The organism is Nocardia sp. NPDC046473, from assembly GCF_040645995.1.
Taxonomy (GTDB): Bacteria; Actinomycetota; Actinomycetes; order Mycobacteriales; family Mycobacteriaceae; genus Nocardia.
The window spans coordinates 741,104-765,409 of sequence record NZ_JBEYZJ010000005.1; the positions used below are offsets into that span (position 1 = coordinate 741,104).

The following is a 24,306-nucleotide window of genomic DNA, read 5'->3' on the forward strand; positions in this document are numbered from 1 at the left end:
CGCAAGACATTTCGGCAAACGATGCGCTAACGACAGCGCTGTTGGACATCTGACCGGTCATGCTGAACGGCATGGACTTCATGAAACCAGCCGAACAGCTGTTAGCGCAGGTTGCGGCCCGGTTCGGTTCCGCAGAGGCTTTTCTCGACAAGCTGGCGGACGTCCGTGCTCAGGCTATGGACGACACCATCGAGATGCCGCGTGTCGTCGGCGGGTTGCCCACTATTTACTGAAACTGGTTAAGTTCAGCTACATCGAACTTCCATAGCTCGAACCCCGTCGGCACGTTGTCGCCCACCGAGATTCGGTCCCGCGCCCACGCGCCCGCCAGGGCGTGCAGTGCGAAGCCGCCCTCGGCGGTGAGGATCGGCAGCGGATGGACGCGGTGGCGACACGCGTTCTCCCGCACGGCCGCCTTGTCCACGTACCCGAGCTGATCGTGGTTGAGGAGGTAGCGGCCGGTGCATCCATGCTCCGGCAGGACCAGTGGCGCAACGGATGCGGCGGCGTCGTACAGCTCGCCGATATATCGCGGCGCCCACGCCACCCGGGCGGGTGCGCACAGCAACCGTTCGACGCCCTGCACGGTGTGATTCCCGATCCACGCGTGTTCGTCGAGCTGGGTGCCGGGTTCCACATAGCCGATCAGCCGATGGTCGTCGTCCAGGAGCACTGCTCGATAGAACTGCCGCACGTGGCCGGATTCCTTTCGGAGGTAAGCGATTTCGTAGCATGCTCACACGCGATTGCGGTGCGGCGATTACCACGGCGTTACAACCGAACTAGCGAGCGTCCTTCGCGCGATCGAGCAGCAGCGTCTGCTCGGCCTTGTTGCCGGTCAGCTCGGCGGCGCGCAGGAACTCGGCCCGCGCTTCGGCATGCCGACCGAGTTGGGCGAGCAGATCACCGCGCACCGCGTTGTAGAGGTGGTAGGCGGCCAATGCGCCCGGCGCGATCGAGTCGACCAACTCCAGACCGGCCGCGGGCCCGTGCACCTTGCCCACCGCCACCGCGCGATTCAAATCCACGATCGGCGACGGAAAACGTTCGGCGAGAACCGCATACAGCCCGGCGATGCGCCGCCAATCGGTGTCCTCCGGTGTCGCCGCCATGGCATGCACGGCGGCGATCGCGGCCTGCAACGCGTAACTGCCCGGCGGCAGTCCACGATCCCGGGCGACCGCATTGGCGCGACCCAACGCCGCGAACCCGCGCCGGATCAGCAAACGATCCCATCGCGACCGATTCTGATCGGCAAGCAGCACAACATCTTTCGCCGGGCCGGTGCGCGCGGGCAGCCGCGAGCCCTGTAGTTCGAGCAGGGCGACCAGCCCGTGCACCTCGGGTTCCGCGGGCAGCAACTCCGCCAGGATACGAACGAGCCGCAACGCATCCTGGCAGAGCTCGACCCGAATCCAATCCTCGCCCGCGGTCGCCGAATACCCCTCGTTGAAGATCAAATAGACGACCGCGAGCACCGAGGCGAGTCGCTCGGTCAACTCGTCCGCGCCGGGCACCTCATACGGCACCTGTTTCGCGGCGATGGTCCGCTTGGCCCGGACAATACGTTGTGCCACAGTAGATTCCGCGACAACAAAAGCGCGGGCGATCTCTTCGGTGGTCAACCCGCCGAGCAGCCGCAGCGTCAACGCCACCCTGGCCTGTTCCGGCAACACCGGATGGCAAGCGGTGAACATCATCCGAAGCAGATCGTCCTCGACCACATCGTCCGGTTCCGGCGCCTCCGACGGCGCGGTCACCAATTCGTGGCCGAGCATCGCCAGCTTGCGGGTGAAGGTCTGTTTGCGCCGAACCCGATCGATCGCCCGATGCTTCGCGGTGAGCATCAACCAGCCACCCGGATTCGGCGGCACCCCGTCGCGCGGCCACTGCTCCAGCGCCGCGACGAGCGCGTCCTGCGCGAGTTCCTCGGCGGCGTCGATATCGCCGACGATGCGGGTGAGCCCCGCGACCAGTCGCGGCCATTCCATCCGCCAGACCGTTTCCACGGCGCGGTGGGTCTGCTCGGGCGACCGGTCCGGGCTCATCCGCGGTGCCGGATCAGGCCGGTTCGTCGATCTGCCGGATCTCGATCTCGATATCCCACTCCGGCCCGTGCGCGCCGAGGAAGCGCGAGGTCCACTCGATCGCCTCCTCCTTGGATTTGGTCTGCAGGATGCAGTATCCGCCCACGACCTCCTTGGCTTCGGTGAACGGGCCGTCGAGCACGGTCTGCTTGCCGCCGCTCTGGTTGATCTTGGTGGCCTCGGTAATCGGGCGCAGGCCGTTGGTGTCCAGCAGCACGCCCGCCTTGGTCATCTCCTCGATCACCTTGCCCACCTGCTCGAACAGTGCCTCGTCCGGCTCCGGCGCGGTGGTCGGGTCGACGTGGATCAGCATCATGTGGCGCATGTCGGGTCCTTTGCTCGTTGTCGTCAAGATCGTCCGATCCTCACCTCACTGCATCGAACGGTGACCCCCCGAATCGACATCTCCTCGAAGATTCTTCCCGGATATTTCTCGAGTGCACCTGACCGGGCCATAACGCGCGGCGGCCGAACTGTGGAGCGTATGCGTTTCTCTCTGGGTGGCAACGGCTTCGGTGTCCGAATGTGCGCGATTCACAGCAGATTGCCAGCCGCATATTCCGTTAGCTTTGCTAAGCTAACGAAGTCTGGCGCGTGCCGCGCCGTCGAGTTCCAACCTGTTCCCGTCAAGTTTCTGCTGGTCGTGGAGGTGGACCTGTTATGTCGATTGATTCTCGTGAAGAGCGGCTCGCACGCCGCATCGCTGATTTGTATGCCAATGATCCGCAGTTCGCCGCCGCCGTCCCCAGGGACGAGGTGACCGCGGCGGTCGACGAACCCGGCCTGCGATTGCCGAAGCTGCTGCGCACGGTGCTGGCCGGTTACGCCGATCGGCCCGCGCTCGGGCAGCGCGCGGTGCGGTTCAACGAAGACCCGAGGACCGGGCGCGTCACTACTGAACTGCTGCCCAGTTTCGACACCATCACGTATCTCGAACTGTCGGAGCGCGTCGCCGCGATCGCGAGCGCGTTCACCGACAGCGGGGTGCGGCCCGGCGATCGCGTCTGCATCGTCGGCTTTTCCAGCGTCGACTACACGACGATCGATACAGCGCTGGTCCAGGTGGGCGCGGTGTCGGTGCCGCTGCAGACCAGTGCGCCGGTCGCGCAACTGCGTCCGATCGTCACGGAGACCGAGCCGCGCGTAATCGCTTCCAGCGTCGACTATCTCGACGACGCCGTCGAATTGGCGCTGACGGGCGCGGCACCCGAGCGGCTTGTCGTGTTCGACTACCTCCCGCAGGTCGACGAGCAGCGCGAGGCGTTCGAGGCCGCGCGGGCGCGGTTGACCGAGGCGGGTAGCCCGGTGCCGATCGAACCCTTGGCCGAGGTCGTCGAGCGTGGAAATACCCTGCCAGCAACGGATTTCGTTCCGGTCGAGGACGATCCGTTGACGCTGTTGATCTACACCTCCGGCAGCACCGGCACGCCCAAGGGAGCCATGTACCCCGAACGCCTGGTCGCCAACTTCTGGCGCAAGTCGACCAGGGCGTCGTGGGGACAGGCGAGTCCCGAGCCGACGATCACGCTCAACTTCATGCCGATGAGCCACCTGATGGGGCGCGGCATTCTCTACTGGACACTCGGCAACGGCGGCACCGCGTATTTCGCTGCCAAGAGCGATCTTTCGACCTTCTTGGAAGATCTCGCGCTGGTGCGGCCGACGCAGTTGAACTTCGTGCCACGGATCTGGGAGATGCTGTTCCAGGAGTTCCACAACGAGCTGGACCGGCGGTCCGCCGACGGTGTCGATCGGGCCGCCCTCGAGGCCGAGGTGATGGCGGAGCAGCGGCAGTCGGTGCTCGGTGGCCGGTTCGTCACGGCGCTGACCGGTTCCGCGCCGATCTCGGACGAGCTGCGCACTTTCGTCGAATCCTATCTCGACCTGCATCTTTTGGAAGGTTACGGCTCGACCGAGTCCGGGGCCGTGCTCATCGACGGGCACATCCGGCGTCCACCGGTCATCGATTACAAGCTGGCCGACGTGCCGGATCTGGGCTACTTCCGCACCGATCAGCCGCATCCCCGAGGTGAATTGCTCGTCCGATCGAACGACCTGTTCCCGGGCTACTACAAACGGCCGGAGGTCACCGCGGAGGTGTTCGACGCGGACGGCTACTACCGGACCGGCGATGTCGTAGCTGAGATCGGGCCCGATGAGCTGGTCTATCTCGACCGGCGTAACAATGTGCAGAAGTTGTCGCAAGGTGAGTTCGTCACCGTCTCGAAGTTGGAGGCGGCGTTCGACAACAGTCCGCTGATCGAGCAGATCTATGTCTACGGCAACAGCGCCCGCGCCTACCTGCTGGCGGTTGTCGTGCCCACCGAGGACGCATCGGCGCGCAGCGGCGGCGACATCGAGGCCCTGAAGTCGAGCATCGGTGACTCGCTGCAGGAGGTCGCGCGCACGGCCGAACTGCAGGGCTACGAGATCCCGCGCGGACTCATCATCGCGACAACGCCTTTCACGTTGGAGAACGGCCTGCTCACCGGCATCCGCAAGCTGGCGAGGCCGAAACTCAAGGAGCGCTACGGCGAACAACTCGAACAGCTCTACACCGAGTTGGCCGATGGGCAGGCCAGCGAGCTGAGCGCGCTGCGCCGCGGCGGTGCCGACCTCCCGGTACTGGAGGCGGTCAGCCGGGCCGCCGGTGCGCTGCTGGGTGCTTCGATCGCTGATCGGCGACCCGACGCGCACTTCACCGACCTCGGCGGAGATTCGTTGTCCGCGTTGACCTTCGCCAATCTGCTGCACGAGATCTTCGACCTCGACGTGCCGGTGGGTGTGATCGTCAGCCCGGCCACCGATCTGCAGGGCATCGCCGACTACATCGAGGCGGAACGGTCCTCCGGCGCGAAGCGGCCCAGCTTCGCGACGGTGCATGGCCGCGACGCCACCGAGGCGCGCGCCGCCGATCTCACCCTGGACAAGTTCATCGACGCCGAAACGCTGGCCGCCGCACCGACATTGCCACGGCCGAGCACCAGGGTGCGGACCGTCCTGCTGACCGGCTCGAGCGGCTTCCTCGGCCGCTACCTGGCACTGGAATGGCTCGAACGGCTCGCCCTGGTCGGCGGCACGCTGATCTGCCTGGTCCGCGCGAAGGACGACGCCGCGGCCCGCGCGCGACTGGACGAGATCTTCGACAGCGGCGATCCGGAACTGTTGCGGCACTACCGAACTCTGGCCGCAGATCATCTGGAGGTCATCGCCGCGGACAAGGGTGAGCCGAATCTCGGCCTGGATCAGCAGACTTGGCAGCGGTTGGCCGACACGGTCGATGTGATCGTCGATCCCGCCGCGCTGGTCAACCACGTGCTGCCGTACAGCCAGTTGTTCGGCCCGAACGCGGTGGGCACCGCGGAGCTGATCCGCCTGGCGCTCACCACGAAACTCAAGCCGTTCACCTATGTTTCGACCATCGGCGTCGGCGCGCAGATCGAACCGGCCTCGTTCACCGAGGACGCGGATGTCCGGGTCATCAGCCCGGCGCGCAAGATCGACGACAGTTACGCCAACGGCTATTCGAACAGCAAGTGGGCCGGGGAGGTGCTGCTTCGCGAGGCCAACGACCTGTGTGGCCTGCCGGTGGCGGTCTTCCGCTGCGACATGATTCTGGTGAGCGGCCGGTACGTCGGGCAGCTCAACCTGCCGGACATGTTCACCCGGATGATGCTGAGCCTGGTGGCCAGCGGTATCGCGCCGTTCTCGTTTTATGAGACCGACGCGGACGGCAATCGGCAGCGGGCACACTATGACGGGCTGCCGGTCGATTTCATCGCCGAGGCGATCTCGACCCTCGGTACGCAGGTGACGGACGGGTTCCGGACCTATCACGTGATGAACCCGTACGACGACGGCATCGGCCTCGACGAGTACGTCGATTGGCTGATCGAGGCGGGCTACTCGATTCAGCGGATCGCCGAGTACGACGCGTGGTTGCAGCGGTTCGAAACCGCGCTGCGTGCCCTGCCGGAACAGCAGCGGCAGCATTCGTTACTGCCGTTGCTGCACAACTATCAGCGGCCCGAACAGCCGATTCGTGGGTCCTTCGCGCCCACCGATCGATTCCGGGCGGCGGTGCAGGAGGCGAAAGTCGGTCAGGATAAAGACATTCCGCATGTCACCGCGCCGATCATCGTCAAGTACATCACCAACCTGAAGTTGCTCGGCCTGCTCTGAGCCGGTGCGGCACCCACCCTCGCCGAGGGTGGGTAGCCGGGTTCAGCTGGGCCAGGCCGGGCTGGTGTGTGCCGCGCGGGCGGTCCAGCGGCCGTCGTAGCGGACCTCGACGGGGTGGGCGAAGGCGGCGGTGACGTTGTCGGTGGTCAGCGTCTCCCGGGCCGGCCCCGCGGCGACGGTGTGGCCGTCGGCGATGAGCAGGGCGTGGGTGGTGGTGCTCGGGAGTTCCTCGAGGTGGTGGGTCACCAGCACCGACGCGACCTCGGGATGGGTATCGCCGAGGGTGTCGATGGTTTCCAGGAGTTGTTCGCGCGCAGCGAGATCCAGGCCGGTGGAGGGTTCGTCGAACAGCAGTAGCCGTGGTTCGGCGATGAGGGCGCGGGCGATCAACGTGCGGCCGCGCTCGCCCTGGGAGAGGGTGGTCCAGGTGTTGTCGGCCTTGCCGGTGAGGCCGACGGTGTCGATCATCGCGTCGGCCTGGCCGAGCTGCTCCGCCGTCGGTGTCCAGCGCATCGGTGTGTCGATGGTCGCGGTGAGGCCGGTCAGCACGACCTCGCGGATCGTCAGCGGATAGCGCAGCGGGTGCCGCGGATTCACGTGACCGATGGAGTGGCGCAGCCGTTGCAGTTCGACCCGGCCCAGCTGTTCGCCCAGCACGCGAACCGTGCCGGTGGTGGGGAAGGTGACCGCGCCACAGAAACCGAGCAGCGTGCTCTTACCGGCCCCGTTCGGCCCGAGCAGTGCCCAGTGTTCGCCCGCGTGCACGGTCAGCGAGATGCCGTTGATGATCTTCTTGCCCTCGCGGCGGAATGTCACGTCCGCCAGTTCGAGCACCGGGGCTGCGGTCACGTGAAGGCCTCCTTCAATGTCGTCAGATGGGAGCGGCTGTATTCGGCTGCGGCCGTGGCATTTCGGGCGACGATCGCCTCGACCAGCAGCTCGTGCGCGGCATGGTCGGCGCGCTCGGACGGGACGGGGTGGATCGTCAGCATGTCGATCATCGCCAGCCGGAGCCGGGGGAGGAAGGTGTCGAACAGCTGGACGAGCACCTCGTTGTGCGCCGCGACCAGCACCGCGCGATGGAACGCCATGTCCGCGTCGACGTGCTCGGCCATCGACTCGCCGTGTGCCTCGCGCGCCACCAGGGTGGACCGGAGGATGCGCAGGTCGGCGCGGGTGCGCCGGTGCGCGGCCAGCGCCGCCGCCTCGGCCTCGATGGCGATGCGGGCCTCGATCACCGAGGCGATGGTGGCGCGGCGCAACACCGCGTCCCAGTCGTCCTTCGCGTCCAGCGCGGTCACGAACACACCCGCACCCTGACGGCTGTCCAGCACGCCTTTGCCCGCCAGCTCACGGATCGCCTCACGCAGCGTCGAGCGCCCGACCCCGAGCTGCGCGGCGAGCGTCGTCTCACCCGGAAGCCGGTGTCCGAGTGGCCATTCACCCGCTTTGATGCGCGTCATGATCAGCTCGGCCGCCTGCGCGGCCAGCGGATGCCGGCGTACCTGCGAAACCATCGCAACCTCTCTACTTGTCTGAGGAGTTGTGTATAGTCTAGCCATCATGTGCAACCTGCTTCTCCTTAGCCGCCACGGCGGGGCCTGAACGACCGGCCCCCCGCCGTGGGGCTTTGTCGTGGCCGGTCACCTCTGTTTCGTGACTGCCAGAAAGCAGAACATGTCTTTTTCGACCATCAACACTCCCGCGGGCAAAATTCCCGACCACGCACCGGCTTGGAATCCGCAGCGGCACTCCCAGATGCCGTCGCACCGCTACCGATCCGTCTACGACCGGGTGGAAGTGCCACTCACCCAGCGTGATTGGCCGAACGCGCGGATCACCGCCGCGCCACTGTGGGTCCCGGTCGACCTGCGCGACGGCAACCAGGCGCTCGCCGAACCCATGGACCCGGCACGCAAGCGGCGCTTCTTCGAACTCATGGTGGCCATGGGCTACAAGGAGATCGAGGTCGGCTACCCCTCCGCCTCACAGACCGACTTCGACTTCGTCCGGCTGATCGCGGAAGCCGACCTCGCGCCCGACGATGTCACCATCGTCGTATTCACCCCCGCCAGAAGGGATCTCATCGAACGCACCGCCGAATCAGTGCGGGGCCTGCGCAACGTCGTCATCCACATGTACGCCGCGACCGCACCCACCTGGCGAAACACCGTGCTGGGCAAGGACCGTGCCGCGCTGCGCGAGCTGATCCTCGCCGGCGGCCGCGACGTCCTGGAATTCACCGCCGACCTGCCGAACGTGCGTTTCGAGTTCTCGCCCGAGGTGTTCAACCTGACCGAGCCCGACTACGTGCTCGACCTGTGCGACCGGATGACAACACTCTGGGACGCCACCCCGCAGCGCCCGGTGATCCTGAATCTGCCTGCCACGGTAGAGGTCGCGACGCCCAACGTCTACGCCGACCAGATCGAATACATGCACCGCAACCTGGCCCGCCGCGACAGCGTCATCCTGTCCGTGCACCCACACAACGACCGGGGCACCGGTATCGCCAGCGCCGAGCTCGCGGTGCTGGCCGGCGCGCAACGCGTCGAGGGCTGCCTGTTCGGCAACGGCGAACGCACCGGCAACGTCGATCTCGCCACCCTGGCGTTGAATCTGCATGCGCAGGGCGTGGATCCGATGATCGACTTCGCCGACATCGACGAGATCCGCCGGACCGTCGAATACTGCACCCGCATGCCGGTCCACGAACGGCATCCGTACGTAGGCGAACTCGTGCACACCGCGTTCTCCGGCACCCACCAGGACGCGATCAACAAGGGCATGGCGGCGCATCGGGCGCGGGCCACGCAGACGGGAATCCCGGAGCATCAACTGGATTGGCAGGTGCCGTATCTGCCGATCGATCCGGCCGATCTCGGCCGCAGCTACGACGCCGTGATCCGGGTCAATTCGCAGTCGGGCAAGGGCGGCATCGCCTATCTGCTGAAGACAGAATTCGGGATCGACCTGCCCAGGCATCGGCAGATCGATTTCGCCAGGCACGTGCAGGCGCACACCGACGCGACCGGCCGGGAGATCACCGCGGCCGAGCTGCGCGACCTGTTCGAGGCGGTCTATCCGACGGCGCAGGCGTCCTGACCCGCGCGGCGTGTTCGGGCAAAACGCCCGGGGCCGCGGCGGGTCCGTGCGAAGGTAATCGGCGTGGCGCGGTACGTGACAGGAAACCTCCCCGCCGAAGTGACCAGCTTCGTCGGGCGGGGCAGCGAAGTCGCCACCGCCAGGAAACTGCTGTCCAGCACGCGTTTGCTCACCCTCACCGGGCCGGGTGGCGTCGGTAAGACCCGGCTGGCCAGGCGGGTGGGCGAGGCGGTGCGGCGGGCCTTTCCCGACGGCGTGTGGCTGGTCGAGGTGGCCCACGTCAACGACGGGGAACTGGTGGCGCTCAGCGTCGCGCAAGCGCTCGGTCTGCACGACGACACCAGCGCGCCGCTGGCCGGCCTCACCGACTATCTCGGCGGCAAGCATCTGCTGCTCGTTCTCGACAACTGCGAGCACCTCATCGACGCCTGCGCCGAACTCGTCGACCGGCTGATCGCCAGTACCCCCGACATCCGGGTGCTGGCGACCAGCCGGGAGCCGCTCGGCGTGGTGGGGGAGCAGGTGCTGCCGATCGCGCCGCTGCCGGTGCCCGAAATAGACGAGGATTCCGGCGAAGTCGACGCGGCCGACAATGCGGCGCTGCGGTTGTTGATCGATCGTGCGACGGCCGCGAATCCTGAATTCCGGGTCGGCGCGGCCAATCTCGGGGCGCTCGCGGCGATTTGCCTTCGGCTGGAAGGTATCCCGCTGGCGCTGGAACTCGCGGCGTTGCGGCTGCGTGCTTTCACGCCCGATCAGGTGCTGGAGCGCCTCGACGACACCATGCGTCTGCTCACCACCGGTTTGCGCACCGCGCCGCAACGGCAGCAGACACTCGAGGCCGCCATCCGCTGGAGCTACGACCTGTGCACCCCGGATGAGCAGAATCTGTGGGAGCAGCTCGCCGTGTTCGCGGGCGGCTTCGATCTGGCCGCCGCTGAGGCGGTGTGCGTGCTCGATCCTGGTGCGCTGGTGGATGCGCTCACCGGTTTGGTCGACAAGTCTGTGCTGAGTCATCGGCAGGACAGCGATGGGACCGGCCGCTACGCCATGCTAGAGCCGCTGCGGCAGTTCGCGCTGGCGCGGTTGGCGGCGCATGGCGACGAGTACGCGCTGCGGATTCGGCACCGTGACCACTACTACCGGGTCGCGCAGCGCGGGCGCGTCGAATACTGGGGCGATGCGGACGTCATCTGGTTCCGCGATGTCACCCGCGAGCATGCGAATATGCGTGCGGCGCTGCAGTTCGCGCTCACCGACCCGGACGGTGCGCATCGCGGGTTGCAGATCGCCAGCGAGCTGCGCCCGTTCTGGGAGCACTACCGATTCTTCCTGGAGGGTTATCGCTGGCTGATGGACGCGCTGGGCAAGGATCTCGCGCGCACCACCGACCGGGCGCGGGCGTTGGCCGCCGCGTCGGTCATCGCCGCCATGCTGTCGGATACCGTGTCGGCGCACGAGTATCTGAGCGAATGCGTAGCGATAGCAACGGAATTGGACGCCGAAGAGGTGCTGGTCGAGGCGGCGCTGTTGTCGGCGGTGCTGGCGTTCGCCGAAGCCGACCCGATGCGGGCGCTCGAAATCGCCGAGGGTGCCGCCGTGCGGGCCCGTGCGTGCGGGCATCACGGCACGGAGATGGAATGCCTGGCGTTCGGGTATGTGTGCGCGATGGTGCTGGCGGATGGACGCGCCGGGACGCTGGCCGAGCAGTTCCTGGCCAAGTCCGCCGAGCACGGCTCGCATCTGCTCGGCGGACTCGCGTGGTGGGCCGTCGGCACGAACCAGTGGCGAAACGGCAATGGGGACAAGGCGATCGAGGATCTGCGCCGCGCGGTCGAGCTGTTGCGGTTGTTCGATCGTTGCGTGTGGACGGCGTCGGTCTTCGACGGGCTGGCCTGGGCCGCGGCCGCCAACGGTGACCAGCGCCGGGCCGCGCGGCTGATGGGGGCCGCGACGACGGTGCGGCGCGGCAGCACACAGCGGCTCGCGCACGCCATGACCGACGTGGTCGGGGAGAAGGTTCGCCTCCAGGTGCATGACGCCATGGGGGACACCGACTTCGGCTCGGAGTTCGACAGTGGCGCCGCCCTGACCCTCGACGAGGCGGTGAACTACGCCCTCGGCATCGAACAAGCCGAACCGCTACCGACGCCGAAAGCCGCTGCCGACGACCAACTCACGCGCCGCGAGAAGGACGTCGCTCGCTTGGTCGCCGCCGGCTACAGCAATAAGCGCATTGCCGCCGAACTGGTTATTTCTATCCGGACGGCGGAGAGCCACGTCGACCACATCCTCACCAAGCTCGGCTTCGAGTCACGCGCTCAAGTCGCGGCCTGGGTCAGCCGACACGCGCTCTGACCAGGTCAGTCGCCGGTCGCGCCGTCGATGCGCTCGCGCAGGAGGTCGGCGTGCCCGTTGTGCCTGGCGTATTCCTCGATCATGTGCACGTAGACCCAGCGGAGGTTGTACACCAGTTCGGGACGCCGGGGGTGCGGGAAGGTGTGCTCGAGCGACAAGTCTGCGACCGCGGCATCACACAGCTCGAACTCACGCCGGTATGTCGCGAAATCGGTGGCGGGGTCGGCCTGTTCGGTGTCGTCGAAGTCGCCGTCCGGGTTGTCCTCGCTGCCGTAGAGGTACTCGATATCCTCGCCCGCGGCGGCGAGGCGGAACCAGCCACGCTCCACCTCGGACATGTGCCGGACCAGGCCGTGCAGCGACATCGTCGATGGTTCGACGGACCGCAGTTTGAGCTGCTTCTCCTCGAGACCCGCGCACTTCTGCAGCAGCGTGGCACGGTGAAAGTGGAGCCAGCTCTGCAACATCGGTCGCTCGTCGGCGATCAGCGGCGGTTTGGCTCGGGAGAGATCGGGTGCAGTCCAGGTCACGTGCCGACTGTAATCCGACAGGGTTGTCAGTGGCTCGTGATTATTGTCCAGCGGTCAGCTACCGGTGAACCGCTTCGCCTTGTCCCCGTGCAACTTCTCGGCGGGCAGTTTGCGCCCACACAACACCAGCAGTAGATCCTGGGCGTCACCGGTCACAACCTCGCCCGAGCCGTAGCTCCAGTCCAGATCGTCGGCGTGCAACTCGATCCCCTCGAGGTCCACGCCAAAGAACTTGACGCTCTTCGGGTTGATGGCGTCGAGCACCAGGCGCAGCCGCTCCTCGGGAACCTTTCGTTCCAGCCCGAGCGGGACCGTGATGTCCAGACCGTGGATGACGTCGTGACTCAACGCCCCCTCGAACCCGCCACCCGGCGGCTTCCACGGATGAGCAACGTTGTCCCACAACGACTTCAACAGATCCTCCGCGGTGAGCTCCGCGGCATCATGGCGCGCGGAACGATCCGACATCCGATGGAAACTGCCCACCGCCCGCACCATCTCCAGCGCGAACCGCGGCCCCGACAGCCGGAACGGCATGGTCATATGCGCGACCACCTCCCGCACCCGCCACCCCTTGCATAGCGTCGGCGCATCCCACCGCTCGGCATCGAGCCCGGTCAACAACTCCGCAAGGTCGGTCCGCTCACCCGTGATCGCCCTGCGCACCTCGGTATCGGTCATAGTCTCTCCTCGCCCGCGATCATTCCTCGCGATGAGCCGACACGCCACACAACGCGGAAATTCATCGGCGAACGAGACTGCGCATTTGCTGGCGACCGGCCGCGATCTGCATGATGGGCTGGACATCAGCCCCCGTCTGCCGCGACCGCAAGAGCTATCCGGGAGTAGAGCTTTGACCGCACCCATCGCCCCCTTCGATGCGGAGTACCTGCTGGACCCGCACGTCGTGCACCGCAAACTGCGCGAGAGCGCGCCGGTTCATCGCGTCGTGCTTCCCGGTGGCGCCGAAGCATGGTTGGTCACCCGTGCGGCGGATGTTCGAAACGCACTGACCGACTCTCGCTTTTCGATCGACAAGAGCTCGTCTCGCGACGGCTACAAGGGCTTCAGACTGCCACCGGTGTTGGATGCGAACCTGCTCAATATCGACGCACCCGACCACACCCGCCTGCGTCGGTTGGTTTCGCACGCCTTCACCCGTCAGCGGGTCGGGAGCCTGCAGGACAAGATCCAGGCCGAAACCGATGTCCTGCTCGACCGCATCGCGGACCGGGCACAGCCCGAGCTCATCGCCGACTTCGCCGCCCCGCTGCCGCTGACGGTGATCAACGACCTGCTCGGCATCGTCAGCGAGGATCGAGAACAGTTCCGCAACTGGACGAATACCATGCTCGCACCCGATCCGAACGAGCCGCAGCAAGCGAAGCGAGCCGTGGTCGATATGGAGCGATTCATCGTCGACCTGGTCGCCACGAAGCGCGCTACGCCCGCCGACGATTTTCTGTCCGATCTGATCGCAGTGCGCGATGCGGGCGATGAGCTCACCGAAGACGAACTCGTTTCCTTGGCATTCCTGATTTTCTGGGGCGGCTACCAAAATGGCGTCGAGTTCATCGGGAAAGCCGTTCTGGCGTTGCTCGATAACCCGGATCAGCTTGCAGAGCTGCGTATTACCGCACCCGAGGTGAGTGGCGCGGCGCTCGAGGAGTTGCTGCGGTATTCCCATCCGAGCCAATTCGCCGTTCGTCGGTTCCCGACCGAGGACATCACTATCAGCGGCGTCCGCATCCCGGCGGGCGACACAGTGCTGCTCGGTATTGCCTCCGCCAATCGGGACCCATCGTTCGTGCCTGACCCCGACAGGCTCGACTTGACCAGGGTGGACAACCCACATCTCGCGTTCGGCAACGGGATCCACTATTGCCTCGGCGCTCCGTTGGCGCGCCTCGAGGCGCGCATCGCCATCGGAAGTCTTGTGCATCGGTTCCCGCGCATCGAGCTGGCGATCCCGCGCGACCAAATCCGCTGGCGCTCCTCGTTCCGCGAACACGGCTTAGCAGCTCTCCCTCTGATCCTCGGTACCTAGACGGGAAGGTGCTTGCGATGGCGGCCGTGCTGCCCGGAGCGGGTGAAGCGAATAGCGTTGCGGCCGTGTAGTTTATCGTCGGGTATCGTGCGCCCGCACAGTACGAGCAGGAGGTCTTGGGCGGCGCCGGAGAGGATTTGGCCGGAGCCGTAGTGCCAGTCGAGGTCTTCGGCGCGGAGCTCGATGCCGTCGAGGTCGACGCCGAAGAATTTGACGATCTTGGGGTTGATGGCGTCCAGTACGAGGCGTAGTCGGTCCTCGGGCACCTTTCGGTCCAGGCCGAGGGGGACGGTGATGTCCAAGCCGTGGATGACGTCGTGGCCCAGCGCGCCCTCGAAACCGCCGCCCGGTGGCTTCCACGGGTGACCGACGTTGTCCCACAGCGACTTCAGCAGATCCTCCGGGGTGAATCGAGCCGCGTCCTGGCGGGCGGCGTGATCGGACATCCGGTGGAAACGGCCCGCCGACCGCAGCATTTCGAGCGCGAAGCGGGTTTCGGAGAGGCGATACGGCAGGGTGATGTGCGCGACGACCTCGCGCACCCGCCAGCCGCGACACAACGTCGGTGCGTCCCAGCTCTCGTCATCGAGCCACGTCAAGACCTCGGCGAGTTCGGTCCGTTCCGCCGTGATCGCCGCGCGCACATCGGTCACCGTCTCTCCTCACCGTGACGCCGCGCCATTTGTCCAGCCGAGCGGACACCGTCGCGGAATAACTCAGGATTTGTCGGGAAATTTCCCGTTCGGTTATGTTATTCCTAAAACTGGACGAAATGTCGCGGAGTGATTTTTCGGCGTTTCAGAACGGCGTGTCGCGTGTGCGGATCAGGTCGGCGTGAGGAATGTTCCCGCGTGCAGAGTGGTGCCGAAGCCCGGGGCAAAGGTGCCGTATTCGTAAACGATGTGCCCGCCGACAATGGTCGCGGCCACGGCCCGGTCATTGCGATTGACCATCCGATCCAGCCCCGCGATGCCGGGAAACGGCGTCTCGGCGTATTCAGCACTGGCGCCGTCGAAACCGGCCGGGTCGATAACGGCGATATCGGCGCGGGCGCCCGCGCGCAGGCTGCCGGTGTCCAGTCCGTACCATTCGGCCAGCTCACCGGTCAGCCGATGCACCGCCGCCTCGATCGGCATGAACTTGCGCTGGTAAGTCCGCTCCAGCATCCGGATACCGAAGTTGTAGAAGGCCATATTGCGCAGATGCGCACCGGAATCGGCGAACCCGACCTGCACATTGGGCGAGCGCTGCAGTTTGTCGAGTACATCGTCGCGATCGTTGGCGATCACGGTGCGCCAACGCAGCTTCGAACCATGCGCGACGGCGAGATCGAGCAGCGCGTCGGCCGGATGGATACCGCGCTCATCGGCCACCGCGCCGAACGACTTGCCGACCACCTCGGCCTCGGGGCAGGACACGATCTGTGCGTCGTACAGGTCGCGATGCCACACCCGCGGACCGTACTTCTTGGCGAGATCCTTGCGGAACTGCCTGCGGTAGGACTCGTCGGCCAGCAACTCCCCGCGCTTGAGCACATCGCGGATATTCAGCGCCGCGACACCGGAACCGAACTCCTCGAAGACCACCAGATCGACGCCGTCGGCATAGACCTCGAACGGCACCGGCAGATGCTGCCACCGAAATGCCGCCCCGCCCAGCCTGTTCGCGATCCAGGCCGCCGCGGTCGCGGCCCGCGCCGTGGTGCGATCGGCCTTGACGTCCATGCCCGCGATCAATGTTGTCTTGAGCGGCTTACGGAATCGCCCGGCACTCTGCGCGAAGTAGCGCGCGATCTCCAGTCGCGAGGTGAGGTTCGGCGTGCTCTGATGAATCCGATTCCGTTGCCGCAGAATTGTGTTCAGCGCCGCGTATTCACGCCAGCTCGCGTACGTCGACGGCAGCTGCCTGGTCGGGAAGCGCACGCCCTCCAGCTTCGAGAACGAGCTGCGAATGGTGGACAGTCCGAGGAATCCGGCATCGAGGGCGTCGGTCAGCATCTGCTGCATGCGATTCAGCTCATCGCCGGTCGGCTGCGCCTGCGGGTCCACCGCGCGACCCAAACCCATGACGGCGACCCGAATATCCGAATGCCCCAGCAGCGCAGCCACATTCGCGCCGAGTGGACGTGCGGCGAGCGACTGGGCATAGGCGCGCGGGCCGTCCCAGTCCTTGTGTTCCTTGACCGCCGAATGCACCGCGTCCCAGGGCAGCGCCTCCACCCTGGCGAACATGTCCGCGCAATCGTCGGCCTCGGAATACACCGTGGACAGCGAGCAATTCCCGATCACCACGGACGTGACACCGTGCCGCACCGACTCGCCGAGTCCGGGATTGCCGAGCACTTCCGCGTCGTAGTGGGTATGCACGTCGAGCATGCCCGGAATGACCCATTTGCCCGTCGCATCGATGGTCTGCGCACCGTCGGGCAGTGGCTGGGCGCTGATCGCGACGACCTTGCCGTCTCTGATTCCGACATCCGCGGTGCGCGGTGGCGATCCCGCGCCGTCGAAGACCGACCCGCCTCGAATCACCACGTCGTACCGCGTCATCTGCGCCTCCAAGCCGTCCGGTATCCGATACCACCGGTATTGAGTACATGGTCGCACGGGTGGTTACCCGAGGTCACCTGTTGGGCGCAGATGTGCGCATCCATCCAGGCCGCGCGCAGAAACGAATACGAGAACGTGGGTCACTCGGCCCACTCGCTGTCGCGGCAGCGGTAACCACGGAGAACGGGGATCATGCATGCGCGTCAGGTCCGCTCGGATCAGTACGCTGGCCGTCTTTTGCGTCGTGGCGCTGGTCGGTCTGCTGCCGTCGAGTACGGCACAGGCGGACAGCAGCGTCGAAGGCATAGACGTCGCGGGATCCCAGGTGAACTGGGACGGTGTGAAGGCGAAAGGCGTCGCATTCGCCTATATCAAAGCGACGCAGGGAAGAGACGGCATCAGTCCGGATTTCGGCGGGCTGAACGCGGGTGCAACCGGTGCCGGCTTGTTCCACGGCGCGTATCACATCGCCGCGCCCAATCTGAGCAACGGGATGGACCAAGCCAATCACTTTGTGGACCATGGCGGTATCTCGTCTCCGGAGGACGGGCGCACCCTGCCCGGAGCCATCGTCCTGCAGGACGGTCCCAAGAAAGATAAGTGCTATGGAATCGACGTCAAGGCGATGGTCAGCTGGCTGAGCATGTTCGACAACACGTATAGCAACAGGTCAAAGGGCTCGCATCCGGTGATCGCGACCACCGCCGACTGGTGGAAGACCTGCACCGGCGACTCCGCCGGATTCCGTGCGAACCCTTTGTGGCTGCTGCACTCCGCGGACTCGGCCGAGGAGCTGCCTGCGGGCTGGCAGGCCTATACCCTCGCGCAATACGCGGTCTCCGGATCCAAGCAGGGTAAGGACAAGTTCAACGGGAGTAGCGACACGTTGAAGGAATTCGTCCTGGCGCCGCCGAATTGAGCGCCGAGTCCGATGTCGTGGCGGCGGTTGTTGATCACGTCCTCCGTTCGTGTCCTCGCCGCCGACGTCGCCGTGGCACCGGAGCGGGCGGCAACGGACTGGAACCGCCGTACAGATCCCCTTGCACCCGCTGGTATTCCGCGCGGATGTGGTTGCCGATCGACGAAACATCCGGGGCGGGGATCTCGGCGATTGTGCGGGCGGGCCAGCTCGGTGGTTCCGCAGCACCGCTGAGCGCCCAGGCAGCCTGCCGGGCCGCGCCGAGCGCCACGTACTCGATGGGCTGCGGCACCGTGACGGGCACGCCGAAGATCTGCGCGGCGATCTCGGCGACCAGGCTGGAGCGAGCGGCCCCGCCGATCAACAGGATTCGGCGCACGCCGGTGCCTCGCGCGCGCAGATGATCGAGCGCCTCGGCCATATTGCACAGCATGCCCTCGAAGGCGGCCCGGGCAATGTGGCTGGGGCGCATGGTTTCCGGACGTAGACCGTGCAGACTGCCGGTGGCATGCGGCAGGTTCGGCGTACGTTCGCCGGACAGGTAGGGGAGCAGGACCAGGCCGTCGGCGCCGGGAGGTGCCTGCGCGGCAAGCGATTCGAGCGCGCTCAGGTCGACGCTGAGCAGGTCGGCGGCATATGCGAGGACGCGCGCGGCGTTGAGGGTGCACACGAGCGGCAGGAATGCCCCTGTCGCATCGGCGAATCCGGCGACCGCGCCGCTGGCATCGGCACTCGGCACGGCGGACCGAGCGAAAACGGTGCCGCTGGTGCCGAGTGAAACCACCACGTCGCCGTCGCCGAGCCCGAGACCCAGTGCGGCACCGGCATTGTCGCCGGTCCCGGCCGCGACGAGCGCACCACCCGGAGTGCGCCCGGCCGCCTCGGACGGATCGAGCACCCTGGGCAATTCGGGCGTCCGGCCGCGAAAACCAAGGGCGAGTAGGTCTTTGCGATACTCACAGTCGGCAGGCGACCAGTAACCGGTGCCCGAGGCATCGCCACGATCGGTCGTCGGTTCGACCGCTGGTCCACCGCCGCGCAGCCGCCAGGTCAGATAGTCGTGCGGCAGCATGATCCGCGCGGTGCGGTCGGCGAGTTCCGGTTCGTGATCGGCCAGCCACCGCAGCTTGGTCACCGTGAAGGCCGCCAACGGGACGCTGCCGACGGCATCGGCCCAGGCCTGCGGGCCACCGAGTTCGCGGATCAGCTCATCGGCCGCCGCCGCGGAACGGACGTCGTTCCACAGCAGCGCATCGCGCACCGGCCGTCCCGCGGCGTCGAGCGCGACCAGCCCGTGCTGCTGACCGGCCACCGCGATCGCGTCGACGTGCTCGAGCAAACCTGCTCCCGCCGCGCACAAAGCGTCCCACCACGCCTCCGGCGATACCTCGGTGCCGTCCGGATGCGGTGCGTTCGCCTGGTGCAGGATCTCGCCGGTGTCCGCATCGCAGACCACCACTTTGCAGGACTGGGTGGAACTGTCCACCCCGGCCACCGTCGCCGCACACATCCCTCCACCTTGCACCCGAAGCGTCCGCGCACGACGCATTTCGGGTATTCGAAGACCGGATCGGGCACACTGGCCCGGTGACTGATGATCCGGACCGACCTGCCGACGTGCACGTCCGGACCGGTGATGGAACACCGGTGCCGGAGTTGACCGACGACTTGCTCTCTGAGCTGCTCGACGAGCCACCCGACCCGGAGTGCCCGTTCATCGTGATCAATCGCGGCGGCCAGGAGTACATCCAGACCCGGCTGCTCGCCGACGGCGTCTACGAGATCGAGCATCGCGCCGACGGGTCGGACGAGCAGTTCCAGATGTACACCTCCGACGCCCGCCTGGTGCGGGACGTCATGTGGGCGTGGGTGGACGAAGACCCGTGGTGGCACGACGCCGTCGCCTGGTATCGCGTCGACCCTGCGGTCGCGGAGGTGCAGTCCGTGCTCCGCGATTTCGAGGATCTGCTGGGTGGTGTGTCGGTGCTGGACGGCATCCAGGCCACCATGGACGACGCGATGGCCCGCGCCGACGAGCTGCTGGCGATGGACATCGACGAATTGTCCGCGGAGCCCGACGAGTCACCGTGACGTCTGATACCACCACGCGGTGCTGGCGATGTCCGCATTCTCCAGCGGCAGGTAGGCATCCCCCTGCCAGCCCAGTGCCTGCACGGTGACGCGCAAGTCGCAGTCGAAGCAGATCGGGTCGCGCGTATGCCAGCGGTACATGCCGAATTGCTGGTCCTGCTGGTAGATCTCGTCCGGCGGCAACACCTGGACCAGTCCGACGTACGGCGCGGAGTACATGCGGTAGGCGCCGTCGATGTCGAAATTCCAAGCGCCGCCGAAGTAGTCCTCGGTGCCGGTGCCGCAGATCGTGGGGAAGTCGGTGTCGCCGTCGAGATAGAACTTGAACTCGCCCTCACCCCACCAGCCGGGGGCGTTGGGTTGCATCGCAAGGAAGGTACCGACATAACGGCCGGGACCGGGCACGGTGTTCAGCACCGTATGGATGGCGGGGTGGCCCAGCGGATTCCGGTGCGACCATTGGGTGTGCAGGTATCCGGCTGTCGCGGGCACATCCTCTTCGGTGTAGGTGACCTGGTAGTACACCGGAACCGTACGGCCGGAGCGGTTTTCGAGGGTGATCCGGGCGTGTTCGCGAAACGGCATGGGCCAGTAGCTGTTCAAGCCGCCCGCCGGGCCGACGACGACCATTTCCGAGCTGACCAGGGCCAGTTCGCCCCAGCCGTTGCAGAAGAAGTACCCGAGCGGTAACTCGATCGCGGGCTCGGGTGCGTCGTCCCAGTACATCCGCAAGAAGATGTCGTGCAATGCACCGCGATCGGTGGTCAGCCAGATGTGGCGCACCACGCCGGAGCCGGAAATGTCTGCCAGCGTGGCGGTTTCACCGTCGTCCAACAGGATCGACGGCGACACCTTCCACCCGACCCCGAGGAACCGGGCCGCGTGCGCGCCGGTGCCGGTGGTCGCGCGACCGCCCTGGCCGGGAGCGCCCGTCGGGTTCTCGGCGCTGATCGACCGCGTGCGCGTGTTGTCCAGCTGCCATAGTTCCATCGGACGCCTCCAGGTTTGGTTACAGGCCGGGCCAGCCATATCTGCTAGGGGTCGGTGCGAGTCCCGCCATGCGCGAAGTCCCGCCCGGGACCGCGGGGGTGACCGCGCCGTACGGATCGGCCGGCGTGCCGTGCTGCTCGGCGAATTCGCGGCGGATCTTGTCCATGTCCAGCCATTTGATGTTCTGGACGAGTTCTTCGAGCGATTCGGCGTCGAGGTAGCCCGCCTCGTTGTAGACCAGCAGGCCTTCGCGATAGGCCATCAGCGTCGGGTAAGCGGTGACCTCCGCCGCGTTCTTCATCTCTTCTTCCGCCACCGCGTCGACGGTGGCGTGCACGACGTCGCGGTGCCGTTCCGCCGACGACTCGAAGACCGGTGCGAACCGGGTACACCAACCGCACCAGTCGGCCCACCAGTCGACGAGCACGATGGGGTTGCGGGTGATGACCGACTCGAAATTCTGCGGGGTCAGGGGGAGAGTGGGCATGAGATCCTCGTATAGATTCCGACAGAGCAACCCTGCATCCTCGCATGGTGGGCGAGGTTCAGGAAAACACCCCCTTGCGGTGTTGTTCGCTCGCGAGGAAATGGGTAATAGCAGCACTGCATTCATACAGTTCGCGGTATCGCTGGTAGTACGCATCGTATTCTCCGGTGCGTTCAGGATACGGCTCGACGGTGGCGACCACCGGATTCCATTCCGCGGTGTGGAACCCCGCGGCCTCCGCCGCGAGCAGTGCGTCGCCGAGGCACGCGCCGATGGTTTCGGCGGGCAGTTGCTGTGGCAGACCGGTTACATCGGAGACGATCTGTGTCCACAGCCCGCCCTTGGTTCCGCCGCCGACCGCGACCAGCCGACTAGCCTGCCCACCGGCTTCGGTCATCGCTGCGAGATTGTGCCGCACGCCGTAGGCGATGCCTTCCAATACGGCCCGATACAGCTCGGCGCGGCCGTGTCCGAGGGTCAGGCCGGCGACGACGCCTCGGGCGTCCGGATCGAACAGCGGCGTGCGTTCGCCGGCGAAATAGGGCAGCACGAGCAGTCCCCGGCTGCCTGCCGGCACCAGTGCGGCCTCGGTGACGAGGTCGGCGAACTCGCCGCCGACCAGGTTGCGCAGCCAGTCGGTCACCGCGCCGGAGGTGGCCATGCCTGCGGCGAGAGTGTATGTGCCGGGCCAAGTTCCGCAGGTGCCCCACAGGCCGGGGTGCGGACGTGGGTCGGTCAGCACCTGGACCAGGAACATGGTGGTGCCGTACATGACCATCGCGTCGCCGGGCGCGCGGACGCCGACGCTGGCGGCCTCGGCCCAGGCGTCGATGGTGCCGGTGGTGACCGGAAGGCCAACGGGCAGACCGGTACTCGCCGCGGCGTCGGCGCGGACCTGGCCGACCACCTCGGTCGGCCAGGCGAGTTCCGGCAGCCGCAGGCCGGGCGCCACGAGTTCGGCCCAGTCGGTGGCCCATTCGCGGCGCAGCAGGTCGTACATCGGAACGCACTGGCTGGCCGATTGATGATCGAGCACGTAGCGGCCGGTGAGCCGGTGCACCAGAAAGGAACTCGCCATCAGCAGCATGCTCGTCTCGGCGGCGACCGGCGGTTCGTGGCGGGCCAGCCAGCGCAGTTTCGGTCCGACGGCTTGACTGGTGAGCGGGGATCCGGCGCGTTCGAGCACGGCTTGCGCGCCGAATTCCGCGTTGAGTTCGGCGATTTCAGCGGTCGCCCTGGTGTCGACGCCGTAGAGGATCGCAGGCCGCAATGGCCGGCCGGTCGCGTCGGCGGGAAGCAGGCACGGGCCGATGCCGGAGACGGCGAGTCCGTCGAGGGCCGCGCCGTCCGCCGCGCCGACGAGGTCGCGGACGATCGCGACGAAGTCGGCCCACCACACCTGTTCCGCATCATGCTCGAACCAACCCGGATGAGGCGTCGAAACACCGTGCGCACGTTCGGATCTGGCGAGGATGGTGCCGTGCTCGTCGGTCAGCACACCCTTGGAGCTCGAGGTACCGATGTCGACGCCGAGGAACCTGGTCACCGGACGAACTCGTCCAGGGTGACCCCGAGCAGCTCACACGCCGCCCGCACGGCGGCCCGATGGTCACCCGGCACCGCGTGAATGTGGTTGGCGCCGAAGCGAGACAGGAAATCCTCGGCGCGCGCGTCCAGCCGGGCGAAGGCGTGCGGCCACTCCCAGGTCGACTGCTTCATCAGCGCTTCGTTGGTCTGCTCGTCGTAGGTCTCGAAGTCGCCGAGCATCAACTGCATTCGATAGTCGCCGTCCTTGCGGGTGAGGCGGGCCAGCGTCATGCCGCCGGGCGCGGCCAGATGATGTACCGAGGCGCCGCCGGCCGGGAAGAAGAACACCTCCGGATACAGATGCACCTTGGCGAGGTTCTCGGCCGGGTCCGCGCTGCGGGCGGCGAACCACGTCGCGTGCTGGCCGGAATTGCACAGGTCCCAGATGTCGCGGTCGGCATGATAGTGCCGCACATCGGCGAAAAGCACCGGGGTGCCCGCGATCTGTTTGAGCAGCTGCATGGTCAGCGCGCCGTCCATGTCCGCCTCGGTGGCGCACACGTGAGTGTCCTTCGGCCCGTTCCAGTCGTAGGGATCGTTGAGGAACGCCTCGGTGATGTCCATCGTGGCGAAGTACTGGGTGAGTTCCGGCTGCCCCTTGATGCCCGAAAAATCAAGCCGCCATTCGGCAATCAGCTCCCGCACCGCCAGGTACGAACGAATCTGGCGCTCCAGGATCTCCGGGGTCAGTTTCGCACCGTCGTAATGCACGCCCGCGGCATGGCGTTCCAGCCACTCGCGGGCGGCCTTCGCCTCGCTCGCGTCGGCCAGTTCGGCTCGCCGCACAATCTCCCACTGGTCGATCTCCTCGACGTCGATGCCGAAGATCCGTTGCCACTGATCGGTATTGGCGACCGCCGTGTTCATGCCCATCGGTCGTCCGCCGAACCGCCCGAAGGTGCTGCCACGCAGGCTCGCCACCGCCGCGGCCGCGCCGGCCCGCACGCCGATCGCCTCGATGAGCGCGGAATCGGCCGGGTCACCCCACAATCGGGCATGGTCGCGCCCGATCTGATCCAGCGCGCCGCCTGCCGCCAACATGCCGACCATGCCGGGCTGCACCGGGTCGATATTCGACAGCAGCAGCAACGGACCGGGCGTCGCGCCCGCAGCCAACATGGTGAAATGCGGGAAAGCCCAGACCGCGTAATGGAATACGGTCAGATCGACCTCCGCGGCGGCCACCGCCCGTGCCACCGAGCTCGCCAGGGCGTTGTCGCTGATCGGCGCCGAGCCGCGGACCACCTCGTGCCCGGCCTGGGTCAGGGCCGCGACCAAGTGATCTTCGGTCGTTCGGATGAAGTCCGAAATGCCCGCGTGCACATAGTCGCGTCCGTCGGACATGCTGATTACACCGATACGGGCCATGCCGGT

The 24,306-nt window shown here is 66.5% G+C and carries 20 protein-coding genes and 1 pseudogene; 7 read left to right on the forward strand and 14 right to left on the reverse strand.

Annotated elements, in window-relative coordinates; all coding sequences use genetic code 11:
* Nucleotides 1-71 precede the first annotated feature (71 nt).
* Entirely contained in the window at nt 72-233 is a 162-nt protein-coding gene (locus tag ABZ942_RS21345; protein WP_357384488.1) for a hypothetical protein, read from the forward strand.
* Here ABZ942_RS21345 and ABZ942_RS21350 read toward each other — a convergent pair.
* The 3 genes from ABZ942_RS21350 to ABZ942_RS21360 form a co-directional block, all read right to left on the reverse strand.
* The gene (locus ABZ942_RS21350; RefSeq protein WP_357384490.1) at nt 227-694 is read right to left on the reverse strand and encodes a hypothetical protein; all 468 of its coding nucleotides are present in this window, start codon (nt 692-694) and stop codon (nt 227-229) included. The two genes, ABZ942_RS21345 and ABZ942_RS21350, sit on opposite strands and share 7 nt — an antisense overlap.
* Nucleotides 695-782: 88 nt before the next feature.
* Nucleotides 783-2,048, reverse strand: a complete 1,266-nt coding sequence (locus tag ABZ942_RS21355) for an RNA polymerase sigma factor (protein ID WP_357384492.1) — start codon at nt 2,046-2,048, stop codon at nt 783-785.
* 13 nt (nt 2,049-2,061) lie between these two features.
* Nucleotides 2,062-2,412, reverse strand: coding sequence for a YciI family protein (locus ABZ942_RS21360; RefSeq protein WP_357384494.1), 351 nt, complete (start codon nt 2,410-2,412; stop codon nt 2,062-2,064).
* Nucleotides 2,413-2,747: 335 nt separating this feature from the next.
* Here ABZ942_RS21360 and car point away from each other — a divergent pair, with 335 nt between their 5' ends.
* Nucleotides 2,748-6,269, forward strand: a complete 3,522-nt coding sequence (gene car, locus ABZ942_RS21365; protein ID WP_357384496.1) for a carboxylic acid reductase — start codon at nt 2,748-2,750, stop codon at nt 6,267-6,269.
* A gap of 42 nt (nt 6,270-6,311) precedes the next feature.
* Here the strand turns inward: car and ABZ942_RS21370 are convergent, their stop codons facing one another.
* Both ABZ942_RS21370 and ABZ942_RS21375 read right to left on the reverse strand, forming a co-directional pair.
* Complete coding sequence (locus ABZ942_RS21370; protein ID WP_357384498.1) at nt 6,312-7,118, reverse strand: ATP-binding cassette domain-containing protein; 807 nt, start codon at nt 7,116-7,118, stop codon at nt 6,312-6,314.
* Nucleotides 7,115-7,786: an FCD domain-containing protein gene (locus ABZ942_RS21375; RefSeq protein ID WP_357384500.1), complete on the reverse strand. Its 672-nt coding sequence runs from the start codon at nt 7,784-7,786 to the stop codon at nt 7,115-7,117. Before ABZ942_RS21375 ends, ABZ942_RS21370 begins: the two co-directional genes overlap by 4 nt.
* Nucleotides 7,787-8,027: 241 nt before the next feature.
* On the opposite strand from ABZ942_RS21375, the pseudogene ABZ942_RS21380 reads away from it, so the two are divergent.
* Together ABZ942_RS21380 and ABZ942_RS21385 are read left to right on the forward strand one after the other, a co-directional pair.
* Nucleotides 8,028-9,353, forward strand: a pseudogene (locus ABZ942_RS21380) (2-isopropylmalate synthase); the annotation flags it as partial.
* Nucleotides 9,354-9,437: 84 nt separating this feature from the next.
* A complete protein-coding gene (locus ABZ942_RS21385) occupies nt 9,438-11,732 on the forward strand; it encodes a LuxR C-terminal-related transcriptional regulator (protein ID WP_357384502.1) in 2,295 nt (764 codons plus the stop codon).
* Between the two features lie 5 nt (nt 11,733-11,737).
* Here ABZ942_RS21385 and ABZ942_RS21390 read toward each other — a convergent pair whose 3' ends face one another.
* Complete coding sequence (locus ABZ942_RS21390; protein WP_357384504.1) at nt 11,738-12,262, reverse strand: DinB family protein; 525 nt, start codon at nt 12,260-12,262, stop codon at nt 11,738-11,740.
* Nucleotides 12,263-12,316: 54 nt separating this feature from the next.
* Complete coding sequence (locus ABZ942_RS21395; RefSeq protein WP_357384506.1) at nt 12,317-12,943, reverse strand: maleylpyruvate isomerase family mycothiol-dependent enzyme; 627 nt, start codon at nt 12,941-12,943, stop codon at nt 12,317-12,319.
* 172 nt (nt 12,944-13,115) lie between these two features.
* On the opposite strand from ABZ942_RS21395, the gene ABZ942_RS21400 reads away from it, so the two are divergent.
* Nucleotides 13,116-14,309, forward strand: a complete 1,194-nt coding sequence (locus ABZ942_RS21400; protein WP_357384508.1) for a cytochrome P450 — start codon at nt 13,116-13,118, stop codon at nt 14,307-14,309.
* Here the strand turns inward: ABZ942_RS21400 and ABZ942_RS21405 are convergent.
* Nucleotides 14,306-14,962: a maleylpyruvate isomerase family mycothiol-dependent enzyme gene (locus ABZ942_RS21405; RefSeq protein WP_357384510.1), complete on the reverse strand. Its 657-nt coding sequence runs from the start codon at nt 14,960-14,962 to the stop codon at nt 14,306-14,308. The genes ABZ942_RS21400 and ABZ942_RS21405 overlap by 4 nt on opposite strands.
* A 171-nt stretch (nt 14,963-15,133) precedes the next feature.
* Complete coding sequence (locus ABZ942_RS21410; protein WP_357384512.1) at nt 15,134-16,858, reverse strand: amidohydrolase family protein; 1,725 nt, start codon at nt 16,856-16,858, stop codon at nt 15,134-15,136.
* Nucleotides 16,859-17,054: 196 nt separating this feature from the next.
* Here ABZ942_RS21410 and ABZ942_RS21415 point away from each other — a divergent pair, with 196 nt between their 5' ends.
* Nucleotides 17,055-17,777, forward strand: coding sequence for a GH25 family lysozyme (locus ABZ942_RS21415; protein WP_357384514.1), 723 nt, complete (start codon nt 17,055-17,057; stop codon nt 17,775-17,777).
* Between the two features lie 34 nt (nt 17,778-17,811).
* On the opposite strand, the gene xylB is transcribed toward ABZ942_RS21415, so the two are convergent.
* Entirely contained in the window at nt 17,812-19,287 is a 1,476-nt protein-coding gene (xylB, locus tag ABZ942_RS21420) for a xylulokinase (protein ID WP_357384516.1), read from the reverse strand.
* Nucleotides 19,288-19,364: 77 nt separating this feature from the next.
* Between xylB and ABZ942_RS21425 the strand changes: the two genes are divergently transcribed.
* Nucleotides 19,365-19,868 carry a hypothetical protein gene (locus ABZ942_RS21425; protein ID WP_357384518.1) on the forward strand — a complete coding sequence of 168 codons (504 nt, stop codon included), beginning with the start codon at nt 19,365-19,367 and terminating at the stop codon, nt 19,866-19,868.
* Here the strand turns inward: ABZ942_RS21425 and ABZ942_RS21430 are convergent.
* The 4 genes from ABZ942_RS21430 to ABZ942_RS21445 are packed head-to-tail and all read right to left on the reverse strand — an operon-like array spanning nt 19,860 to nt 24,300.
* Nucleotides 19,860-20,858, reverse strand: coding sequence for a glycoside hydrolase family 172 protein (locus ABZ942_RS21430; protein ID WP_357384520.1), 999 nt, complete (start codon nt 20,856-20,858; stop codon nt 19,860-19,862). The genes ABZ942_RS21425 and ABZ942_RS21430 overlap by 9 nt on opposite strands.
* Before the next feature lie 19 nt (nt 20,859-20,877).
* Complete coding sequence (locus ABZ942_RS21435) at nt 20,878-21,345, reverse strand: thioredoxin family protein (protein WP_357384522.1); 468 nt, start codon at nt 21,343-21,345, stop codon at nt 20,878-20,880.
* A gap of 58 nt (nt 21,346-21,403) precedes the next feature.
* Entirely contained in the window at nt 21,404-22,891 is a 1,488-nt protein-coding gene (locus tag ABZ942_RS21440; protein ID WP_357384524.1) for an FGGY-family carbohydrate kinase, read from the reverse strand.
* Nucleotides 22,888-24,300, reverse strand: coding sequence for an L-fucose/L-arabinose isomerase family protein (locus tag ABZ942_RS21445; RefSeq protein WP_357384526.1), 1,413 nt, complete (start codon nt 24,298-24,300; stop codon nt 22,888-22,890). The genes ABZ942_RS21440 and ABZ942_RS21445 overlap by 4 nt, the downstream gene beginning before the upstream one ends.
* Nucleotides 24,301-24,306: the final 6 nt, after the last annotated feature.